We start from the raw sequence: 10,536 nt of genomic DNA, 5'->3' as shown, positions 1-10,536 counted from the left end.
CACACCGAGCCTAAGCGAGGTGCCGAGTGGTGGGGCAAGAGCGTTTTGCTTACTTTTGCGCTCTTCAAAAGTGAGCCGCTGTAAGAGCGGAACCAATAGCCGCCGTTACCGAAGAAACGGATATGTACTCACCCCCGGCCCACCTCAGCACCCCGCGCCGAAGCACCTATCCTGCGCAACAGGGGCAACACCTCGGCCCCCACGTGTATCGACTCTTCCAGATGCGGAAACCCCGACAAAATAAAGCTGTCCACCCCCAGCTGGTGATACTCCTCGATCCGCTCCGCCACCCGCTCATAACTTCCCACCAACGCGGTACCAGCCCCCCCACGGACCAGGCCCACACCGGCCCAGAGGTTGGCCGAAACCTCCAACTCCCGCGCCCCACGCCCACGGCCTTTCATCAATTCAGTCTGGCGACTCTGCCCCACCGATTCATACTTGGCCATCTGCCGTTGCGCCTGGTCAATGGCGTCCTTGGGAATCTCCTCCAGCAGCCGCTCAACATGCGCCCAGGCCGCCTCGTCGGTGCGATCGGCAAAGATGTGCAAGCGCAACCCAAAGCGCAACGTCCGCCCCTGCAACGCCGCCAACTCGCGCATCCGCACCACCCGCTCGGCAATCATCGCCGGCGGCTCACACCACATCAGGTACGTCTGAGCATGGGCAGCGCCCACCTTCTCAGCCGCCTCTGACGCACCCCCAAAATAAATCGCCGGCACCTCGGCCCCAGGCGCCACCGGCGTGTTGATCCCGCTGCGGTAATACCGCCCCGGATGCGCCGGCTGCTTGCCAGCCCACACCGCCTGGAACACCTGCAAGAACTCGGCAGTCCGCGCATAACGCTCATCGTGCTCAAGAAAATCCCCCAACGAACGCTGCTCGAAGCGGCTGGACCCCGTCACCACATGCAACGCCAGCCGGTTCTCGCTGAGCAGTTGCAAGGTCGCCGCACGGTGGGCGGTATAAGCAGGCAGTTCCATGCCAGGCCGCAACGTCAGGAGGAACTTAAGCCGCCGCACTTCCTGGGCCAGCACCGCAGTAATCAGCCATGGGTCTTCGAACCCACTGGCAGTAGGCACCATGATCCCGTCAAACCCGGCCTGTTCGGTGGCCCGCACGATCTGACGCAGGTAATCGAGGGTCGGCGCGCGTTCGCCTTGCTGGAACAGCCCGACCTTGGGCAGGCCACTGCTGGTGAGGTGGCGACCGTCGCCGTTGGTGGGCAGGAACCAGTCAAGCTGGATCGGTGGGCGAACCTCAGTGTTCATGGTGCAGGCGCTCCTTGCGCAGGCCGTGTTGAAAAAGCAGCGGCAGGATCTGTTCCCCGAAACGCAGCACTTCGCTGACCGCCGGGCCGCCTTGCAGGATGATATGGCCAACGCCCAGGCCGTGCAGTTCCTGCAGGCGCGTGGCGATTTGACGGGGTGTGCCCACCAGGATCAGCGGTTGGCCGGGGTGCAGTTGCAGCAGGTTCGGGTGGATCTCCCACTGGCGCAACGGGTGTCGGTCGCGGGGCACGGTGGCGATGCGGTGGTTGGGCAGGTCCTGGGTCGGCAGCAGCGCGGCGGCGGCTTCCCATGCCAGGTCTTCGCTGTCACCGATGATCAGGCCGAAGGTACAGGCAAAGGCCAGGCTCGGTTGCAGCTGGCGCCAGCGCCGTATTTCCTGGGCCAGCCACTGCGGATGCCCGGGCCGCAACAGGCAGACTTGGGCGTGCCCGGCCACCAGCGCGTGGCTTTGGCTGTCGTCCAGCACCAGGGGCGGGGCGGGCAGTTCGCGGCGGGCAACGCCGGCGTTTTCCAGTTGGAAGTAGCGGCCCTGGTAATCCAGGCCACCGTCATTCGGGGCCAGCAGTTGCTGGAGGATGTCCAGGTATTCGCCGATGCGCTCGCTGCGCTGGTCGCGGTTCAGCCATTCGCCAAAGGCGCTGCGCAGGCTGCCTTGTTCGCCGTCGGGCAAGTGCAGGCGCACCCGGTGGCTGCTGATGGATTGCAGGCTTTGCAGGGTGGTGGCCAGGGCGGCCGGGAGCATGACTTCCGGCGGCACGCTGACCGACAACTGCACCCGCCGGGTATGGGCGCACAGTGCCGCCGCCACCCCGAGGCTGTCGGCGCACAGGGCGCCGCCGGGGATCCACAGGCCGTCGATGCCGGCGTATTCCACCGCCTGGGCCAGCTGGATCCATTGCCCCGGCCGCGCCGCCCAGTCGGGGGTACAGAGGGGCATCAACCAACTGAATTCAAGGGGCATACACGGGCTCCATAGTTTGGCATCAGCATCACGCGTCGTCGTCGTCGTCGTAGCAGCTGTCGAGCCCCGGCGAGGCTGCGTAGCGGTGCATCTGACACACCGCTACGCAGCCTCGTTTCACTCGACAGCTGCTACGGGAGCTGACGCTTTCAGGGTGTTTGATCATCCTACTCTCGTCCTCGCCATCCGAGGGCCGGGGCGATGTCCCGGGCGATGATTTCCAGGCGCTTGAGGATCTGGGCCTGGGTCGAGCTTTCGGCCTGGACCACCGCGATCAGGTAGTCAGCATAGGGCAGCAGCGACGGGTCCCGCTGCAGGCTTTCGATCACTTCGTCGGGATGGCCGTGGTGCACGTTCATCAGGCGCAGGTGTTCCTGCAGGTCCACGGCTTGATCAATCAAGCCTTCACGTTGCAGGCGCGGGATGTGTCGCTCAATGTCCACCGCCAATTCCGCTTGGGCACTGGCCCGGTCCGGTGCCGGGAAAATTGCACGCACCACGCCGATTCGCGGCTGGCGATCGGTGCGGGTCCAGGCGTTCAGGTAGGCATCGGCCAAGGGTTTCTGCACGGTCAGCGGGTCGTGGGTGGCGGTGCCCAGGAGCAGGCCGTTGCCTTGGCTCGCGGTGTAGGCCGCGCCTTCGAGGCTGCCGTGGGAGTGCCACAAGCGGCTGCTCAAACCGGTTGCTGGCGGTTGCAGGGTCAATGGGTTGTGGGGCGTCAGCGGTTCGCCGTCGAGTAACTGCTGGACCTGCTGCTGGCTGTCGCTGAAGTCGACCTGGCGTTGCAGGGCGTCACGGCCAAAGGCGCTGAAGTTGTCGAGGTTGGCGCCGCCGCTGCCCAGACCCAGTTGCACCCGGCCGCCGCTCAGCGCGTCGAGCACGCTGGCGTCTTCCGCCAGGCGGATCGGGTCTTCAAACGGCAGCACGATCACCCCGGTGCCCAGTTCGATATGCCGGGTACGCTCGGCCACCGCCGCCAGCAATACCAGCGGCGACGGCAGCCGGCCAAAGCCGTTGCTCAGGTGGTGCTGGGCAATCCAGCCACCGTCAAAACCCAGGGCTTCGGCGACTTCGAATTGTTCGATCAGGTCGCGATAGACCTGCTGTGGATCATCGCCAAAGGCGTGGCTGAGAAAGCCCAGTTTGAAGCTCATGACAGGGTTCCTTGAGGCAGGGTCGGTTGCCAGCCCAGGGCCGGGGCGATCTGTTCGCGGATGATTTCCAGGGCACGGATCGCATCACGCAGCGGGGTGCTGGTGGTCTGCACTTGCAGCACCAGGTGGTCGTTGGCGGTCAGGGTCGGGCCTTGCTGCAACTGCTCGATGATCTGTTCGACGGGGCCGTGCAGGATCCCGAGGCGCTTGAGGGTGGTGTCGAAGTCATCGTCCACCGGCGCCTTGTACACGCCGATGCTTTGCTGGCGCCGCACGTAGGCCTGGATGTCCTGGCGTGTGGCGGCGTCCGGGTTCGGGATCAGTGCTTGCACCCGGGCGATGCGGGGCGGGGTGCCGTTGTCGCCGGTCCAGGCGTTGCGATAGCGGTTGACCAGCTCCACGCCGGCTTCAGGCGGTAAATGCGGGTTGGGCGCCATGATCAGGCCGTGGCCACGCTCGGCTACCAGTTCCACCCGTGAAGTGGCTTCCCAGATTCGCTGCCCGAGGCCGGCGGCCCGTGGCAGCAGGCGTGAGCCACTGTCGGTCAGTGGCGCGTTACCCAGGGCGTGAAGCAACTCTTGCAGGTGTTGCTCATAGTCGCGGTGGCGCGCCTGCGGCTCGCGGCCGAACGCCGTAAAGGTCTCAGGATCGAAGCCTGCGCCCAGGCCCAGTTCCAGCCGGCCATTGCTCAACAAATCCAGCACCGAGGCGTCTTCCGCCAGGCGCAGCGGCGCTTCCTGGGGCAGCACGATAATCCCGGTACCGAGGCTGATCCGGCGGGTGCGCTGGGCGATGGCGGCGAGCAATACCAGAGGCGAGGGCAGGCGGCCGTGTTCGCTGGCGAAGTGGTGCTGCGCCACCCAGCCACTGTCGAAGCCCAGTTCTTCAGCGACCTTGAACAGCTCCAGCGTGTCGCGGTAGACCTTGGGATCGAAGCCCGGGCTGTAGACTCGGCTGAGAAACCCCAGGGAAAAACGCGAACTCATGGCTGCACCTCGCGGGCCAGTTGTTTTTGCAGCGCGGGGCCGGCATTGATCGACTCCGGCAGGCCGCTGAAGGGGCTGATGGTCAGGTAACCCTTGTTCAGCCATACCGCTTCATCCTGCTTCTGTTGCTCGGCGGTGGCGGCGGGGCTGTACTGGAATCCAATGCCAGGTTTGCCTGGCAGCTTGAATTGCTTGAGGTCGTCGGTGTACACCGCTTCAAAGCCCACGTAGCTGCCGATTCGGGTGAGTTTCACACCCTTGATCTGCGGGTCTTTTGGCAGGTTGATGTTCAGGCCCAGGCCCTTGGGCAAGAGCGCGCCGTCGGGTTGGCGATGCTGGTCCAGGGCGTTGACCAGCTTCGCCACCAGCAGCGCCGCGCGCTGTGGGTCGGCCTCTTTCAAGTCGGTGCTGACCGCCAGCGCCGGAATGCCCGCCTGCACCGCGACACTCGCGACGTTGAACGTGCCGGAGGCGCTGTTGATCGCCCCCAGGTTATTCCCGGGGTTGGGACCGACGATCACCAGGTCGGGATGGGGCATGACTTTTTTCAGGCCCATCAGCAAGGCCATCACCGGCGTGCCGCTGATCTCGATCTGCACGTCTTTACCCGCGCACTCGGGGCTTTGGCACACGCCGTTTTCGGTGGTGCTGATGTAGTAACTGTCGGGATAGGCCGGGTCGTCGTCATGGCCGACGGTGACTTCGCGGCCAAAGAAAAACGCGCCGCCCCGGGCGCTCTGGTCGGCTTGCGGCGCGGCAATCCGCACCGTATGCCCCTGGGCCTTGAGCTCGGTGTAAAGGGCGCGAATATTGGGGTGCTGATAGCCGTCGTCGTTGCTCAGCAAAATGTTCAGGGCGAAGGCCTTCGAGGCGACCAGGCTGCCGAGCGCCAGCATCCATGCGCTGTGCTTCATGGTTTTGCTCCTTGGGTAAAACGGTTGGCCGGGCGCGGCAGGCCGAGGTTTTCCCGCAGGGTGGTGCCTTCGTATTCGGTGCGGAACAGCCCGCGTTGTTGCAGCAGTGGAATCACCTGGTCGACGAACAGGTCGATGCCGCCGGGGAAGTACGGGAAGAACACGTTAAAGCCGTCACAGGCACGGGCTTCGAACCACTGCTGGAAGAAGTCGGCGATGTCTTCGGCGGTGCCGATCACCGGGTTGCCGGCGGTCAGGTGCAGGTACAGCTGGCGGATGCTCAGGTTCTGGCTGCGGGCCAGTTCCAGCAGTTTGTCGCGCCGGCTGCCGCGCTGGCCTACCGGCGTTTCCGGCAGCGGGCCGTCGAGGTCGTAGCCCGACAGATCGATGTCATCGCCCAGGGTGTCGGCCAGGAAACGCAGGCCCAGCACCGGGTCGACCAGGGCCTGGAATTCTTCGAACAGCGCCTGGGCCTGTTCGCGGGTCTCGCCGATAAACGGAGTGACACCGGGCAGGATCTTGACGTGGTCGGGGTCGCGGCCAAAGGCGGCGGCCCGTTGCTTGATGTCCTGATAGAACGCCTGGGCGCCGGCCAGGTCATGGTTGACCGCAAAAATCAGCTCGGCGACGCGGGCGGCGAGGGCCTTGCCGGGCTCCGACGCACCGGCCTGTACCAGCACCGGATGGCCCTGCGGCGGGCGGGCGACGTTGAGCGGGCCACGCACGGAAAAGTGTTCGCCGCGATGGTTCAGGGTGTGCAGTTTGGCCGGGTCGAAATACTCACCGCTGGCCTTGTCGCGGGTGAAGGCATCATCGTCCCAGCTGTCCCACAGGCCCTTGACCACATCGTGGAATTCTTCGGCGCGCTGGTAGCGGTCGCCGTGGTCGATATGGGTTTCGCGGCCGAAGTTCCAGGCTTCATCCGAGACCACCGAGGTCACCAGGTTCCAGGCGGCGCGGCCCTTGGACAGGTGATCGAGGGAGGCGAACTTGCGGGCGATATGGTACGGCTCGTTGTAGCTGGTGGTGGCGGTGGCGATCAGGCCGATATTGCTCGTGACGGCGGCGAGGGCGGCCATCAGCGTGAGGGGTTCGAAGTGTTCGGCCCGCGCCGTTCGGCTGAGTGCATCGTGATGATGCCCCCACAGTGCGACCACGTCGGCGACGAACAAGGCGTCGAATTTGCCGCGCTCGGCGGTTTGCGCAATGTGCTTGAAGTGCTCGAAATCCAGGCTGGCATCGGCCTGTGCCAGCGGGTGGCGCCAGGCCGATACGTGGTGGCCGCTGTTGGCCAGGAAGGCCCCCAGCTTGAGTTGATCGGTACGTCGGGTCATGGACAGGCTCCCGGGAAAGTTCAGGCGCAGGGCCGGCGAACCGGCCCTGCGGGCTGGGTCAGAAGGCGTACGTCACGCCGGTGTACCAGTAGCCACCGGTGGTGCCGTAAGGCGAAAAGGTGCCGTAGGGGAAGCCGCCGGAGCTGCTCACCAGGTCGGTGCGTTTCGGGTACTTGTTGAACAGGTTGTTGGCGCCGGCATTCAGGGTCACCGCCTTGGTCAGGTGGTAGTCGATGTTCAGGTCGGTGATCCAGGTCGGCGCGAAGTTGCGGTCGTAGATCTCGGCGGTGCCGTACTCGGTGTACGAGCCGTAGCGGGTCAGGTTGAGGCTGGTTTCAACTTTGTCGTAGGTCCAGGTGGTGCCCAGCAGCAGCTTGGATTGCGGCAGGCCGTACTTGAGGTTGCCCTGGCGCTGACGGTCGTAGCCACCGTCCGGGCCAAGGGCCTGGGCGGCCACGGCCGAGGCGTGGATCGAGTCGATCTGGGTGGTGTTCCAGTTGAAGCCGGCGCTGTATTTCAGGCTGCCATAGGCACCGATGTCCTGGCGGTAGTCGCCCACCAGGTCGACGCCACGGGTGGTGGTGTCGAGGGCGTTGGTGAAGTAGGTCACTGCCTGGTTGGGGTTGAGCCCGGCGGCGGCGAGGATCGCGCTGATCTGCGGGGTGCCGCCGAGGTAGCCGGTCTGGGCGATGCGGTCCTTGATCACGATCTGGTAGGCATCCAGGGTGATGTTGGTGTTATCGGTGGGCTGCAGGGTCAGCCCGACGCTGTAGTTGGTCGACTTCTCCGGCTTGAGGGTGGTCGCACCCAACGCCTTGGCCACGTCGGAGTTCACCGCCACGTTGCGGTAGTCGAACAACTGGCCGTTGACGCTGGTTTGCGAGGTGGAGCTGTAGATCTGCTGGGCCAGGGACGGCGCACGGAACCCGGTACTGAAGGTGCCGCGCACCGCCAGGATCGGCGTCAGCTGGTAGCGGGTGGAGATCTTGCCGTTGGTGGTGGTGCCCGAGCCATCGTTGTAGTGCTCGTAGCGTCCGGCCAGGTCCACGTGCCATTTGTCCGTGAAGTCCTGACCGACTTCGCCGTAGCCCGCGAGGCTGATGCGGCTTTTTTCGGCGGCGTCGGCCGGGGTGGTGCCCGCACCGGAAATGGTCCCGGGTGGAATAATCGCGCCGTTGGCGCCGGTGTCGAACGGCCCGCTGGCGTAGGAGGCGAGGTCACCCTTTCCGATCTTGTAGTCTTCGTAGCGCTGTTCCAGGCCCCAGGAAATCTGCGTCGGCTTGTACAGGCCTAGGTCGAAGGCGCGGGTCAGGTCGAGGTTGTTGGTCCACTGGCTGAAGGTTTTCACGCCGGTGTCTACCGAGGTCGGCGAGGTGGGGCCGTAGCTCAGGTTGTAGGTGTCGGTGAGGGTGGCCCGGGCATGGTCCTGGCCGTAGGTGCTCGACAGGTCATAGTCCCAGCCGGCCGCCTGGCCCTTGCCGCCGAATGCCACTTGGAAGTCGTCTTCGATGAAGCGCAGGTTGTCTTCGATACCTTCCGGGTACGGCGTCTGGATGCCGTTGAAACTGCCCGGCTGGTGGAAGGCCAGGGGCTTTTCCGAGTTGCGGTGGGTGTAGGTCGAGAACGAGTACAGGGTCAGCGCGTCAGCGACCGGCAATTCGGCGTTGTAGCCCAGGCTGAAGTTCTTCGCCTCGGGCAGGCCGGTGCCGTAGTAGGTGTGGCGCTGGCTGGTGTTGCCGGCGCTGTCGGTGTAGGGCGCTGCGTCGGAACGGTCCGAGACGTCCTGTTTTTTCACGTCCAGGGCGAGGTTGATGAATCCGTCGTTGGGCAGGGCCAGGCCGACGTTGCCGGTCTGGCGCACGGTTTCGCCGTCGCCGTTTTCATAGTTCTGGCCGTAGGTGGTGGACAGGCTGCCGCCATGGTCGGTCTGCTTGAGCACGATGTTGATCACGCCACCGATGGCGTCCGAGCCGTATTGCGCCGAGGCTCCGTCACGCAGGACTTCGATGTGATCCACCAGGGCAGTGGGGATCATGTCCAGGTCTACCGGTTGTGAGCCGGAGTTGAGGGAGGTGGCGTTGTTCAGCAGCGCGCTGTTGTGGCGGCGCTTGCCGTTGACCAGCACCAGCACCTGGTCACCGTTCAGGCCGCGCAGGCTGATGGGACGCACGATCGAGGTCGAGCCGAAGCCCGACGAGGCCGGCTGGTTGAGCGACGGCAGCACCTTGCTCAGGGCGCGGGTCAGGTCGCCCTGGCCGGTGGCGAGCAACTGCTTGGAGGAAATCACATCCACCGGCGCCGGGCTCTCGGCCAGGGTGCGGGCCTGGCCACGGTTGCCGATCACCACGACGGTGTCCAGCGGGTTGTCGCTGGCCGGGGCGTCGGCGGCGAGGGTCAGGCTGCTGTAACTGGCGGCCTCGCACACGGCGAGGAACAACAGGGTATGGGCGAAGGCCTTGCCGGGTTGGCGGCGGCCTGCGACGCGTGATGGATTCATGATGTGCAACACTCCAGTGTGGTTAGGCGACGAGCCTTGTTCGAGGGCGGCTTGTTGAGTTCAAGCTCTGGTGGAGGCAGGAGAGCAAAGGCTGTGCCATCGCTGAAAAGTCTTGGATAACAAGGGGTTGTTGGCAGGCGGGGGCAGCGGGTGGTGTTTTTCTAACAGGCGGGAAGGCAGGGTGTTGGTTTTTGTGCAGGGGATTTTTTCGAGAAACGGCTGGCGTACGCTGGGGCGGGGAAATGCCTGCTTGGCACACCCCTTGCTCTCCCCACGCCATACCTAAACCCAAGGAAGCTTTTCTGTATGCCTAGACCCGGCCCGCGCAACGCCCTCACTGATATTCCCGGCCTGGAGGTTGGCCACGCCACAGACCTGTATGCCGACACCGGCGTCACGGTGATCCGCCCGGATGGTTTTTGGACTGCCAGTATCGATATTCGCGGTGGCGGCCCTGGCGGTCGCGAGACCGCGGCGCTGGAGCCGGAGAACATGGTCGGCCAGTTGCACGCTCTGGTGTTTGCCGGTGGCTCGGTGTTTGGCCTGGGGGCGGCGGATGCGGTGGCAGCGAAGTTGTCCCAGGACCAGGTGGGGTTGCATTTGAAGCCGGGTGCGCCGGCGATTCCTATCGTGCCGGCGGCGGTGTTGCATGACCTGGCCAATGGCGGCGACAAGGATTGGGGCCTGGAGCCGCCTTATCGACGGTTGGGGTTTGAGGCGCTGGCCAACGCTGGTCCGGACTTTGAGCTGGGCTCGGTCGGGGCTGGGCGTGGGGCCATGGCCGGGGTGTTGAAAGGCGGGCTGGGCACGGCGTCCCTGGACCTGGGGGATGGTTTGGTGGTGGCCGCGTTGGTGGTGGCGAACCCGATCGGTTCGGTCTACATGCCGGATGGTGAGACGTTTTGGGCTTGGCCGTGGGAGGTGGCGGGGGAGTTTGGTGGGGCGCGGCCTGTCACGGAGATGGATTGCAGCGACCCGATGCCGGAGTTGTCGCGGCTGGATTCCATGGGGCGCCTGCAAGCGGGGGCCAACACGACGTTGGTGGTGGTGGCGAGTACGGCGCGGTTGACGGTGGCGGAGTGCAAGCGGGTGGCGATCATGGCCCAGGACGGGATTGCCCGGGCGGTGCGGCCGGCGCATTTGCCGTTTGATGGGGATACGGTTTTTGCGTTGGCCTCTGGGGCGGTGGAGTTGACGGATGGGCCTCGGCGGCAGGTGGAGATTGGGCGGATTGGGTCGGCGGCTGCTGACTGCGTGGCTCGGTCGATTGCGCGGGGGGTGTTTGCTGCGCGGGCTTAGGTTGGGGTGTATATCCGTTATTTAGGTAACGGCGGCTTATGGTTTCGCTCTTACAGCGACTCACTTTGGAAAAGCCGGAATGCCGGCCCAGCCCAAAGT

General features: G+C 65.0%; 8 protein-coding genes. 1 reads left to right on the top strand and 7 read right to left on the bottom strand.

Annotated features, from left to right (window positions below):
* Window positions 1-128: 128 nt before the first annotated feature.
* The 7 genes from M2400_RS33025 to M2400_RS32995 all read right to left on the bottom strand — a co-directional run bounded on the left by M2400_RS33025 (window position 129) and on the right by M2400_RS32995 (window position 9,138).
* Window positions 129-1,271 carry an LLM class flavin-dependent oxidoreductase gene (locus M2400_RS33025; RefSeq protein ID WP_259201372.1) on the bottom strand — a complete coding sequence of 381 codons (1,143 nt, stop codon included), beginning with the start codon at window positions 1,269-1,271 and terminating at the stop codon, window positions 129-131.
* Complete coding sequence (locus tag M2400_RS33020; RefSeq protein ID WP_259201371.1) at window positions 1,261-2,253, bottom strand: LLM class flavin-dependent oxidoreductase; 993 nt, start codon at window positions 2,251-2,253, stop codon at window positions 1,261-1,263. The genes M2400_RS33025 and M2400_RS33020 overlap by 11 nt, the downstream gene beginning before the upstream one ends.
* A 167-nt stretch (window positions 2,254-2,420) precedes the next feature.
* Window positions 2,421-3,407: an LLM class flavin-dependent oxidoreductase gene (locus M2400_RS33015; protein WP_177048859.1), complete on the bottom strand. Its 987-nt coding sequence runs from the start codon at window positions 3,405-3,407 to the stop codon at window positions 2,421-2,423.
* Entirely contained in the window at window positions 3,404-4,393 is a 990-nt protein-coding gene (locus M2400_RS33010) for an LLM class flavin-dependent oxidoreductase (protein WP_177048857.1), read from the bottom strand. The genes M2400_RS33015 and M2400_RS33010 overlap by 4 nt, the downstream gene beginning before the upstream one ends.
* Window positions 4,390-5,307, bottom strand: a complete 918-nt coding sequence (locus tag M2400_RS33005) for a 5'/3'-nucleotidase SurE (RefSeq protein ID WP_177048855.1) — start codon at window positions 5,305-5,307, stop codon at window positions 4,390-4,392. The genes M2400_RS33010 and M2400_RS33005 overlap by 4 nt, the downstream gene beginning before the upstream one ends.
* The gene (locus M2400_RS33000; protein ID WP_177122099.1) at window positions 5,304-6,641 is read right to left on the bottom strand and encodes an LLM class flavin-dependent oxidoreductase; all 1,338 of its coding nucleotides are present in this window, start codon (window positions 6,639-6,641) and stop codon (window positions 5,304-5,306) included. The genes M2400_RS33005 and M2400_RS33000 overlap by 4 nt, the downstream gene beginning before the upstream one ends.
* Window positions 6,642-6,699: 58 nt before the next feature.
* Window positions 6,700-9,138, bottom strand: coding sequence for a TonB-dependent siderophore receptor (locus M2400_RS32995; RefSeq protein WP_177079808.1), 2,439 nt, complete (start codon window positions 9,136-9,138; stop codon window positions 6,700-6,702).
* Between the two features lie 306 nt (window positions 9,139-9,444).
* Here M2400_RS32995 and M2400_RS32990 point away from each other — a divergent pair, with 306 nt between their 5' ends.
* Complete coding sequence (locus M2400_RS32990; protein WP_177048852.1) at window positions 9,445-10,437, top strand: P1 family peptidase; 993 nt, start codon at window positions 9,445-9,447, stop codon at window positions 10,435-10,437.
* Window positions 10,438-10,536 lie beyond the last annotated feature (99 nt).

The sequence above is a fragment of the Pseudomonas sp. BIGb0558 genome (genome assembly GCF_024807515.1).
Lineage (GTDB): Bacteria > Pseudomonadota > Gammaproteobacteria > Pseudomonadales > Pseudomonadaceae > Aquipseudomonas > Aquipseudomonas yamanorum_A.
Note: the sequence above shows the minus strand (reverse complement) of the source record. Positions and strands in the feature narration are given on the sequence as shown.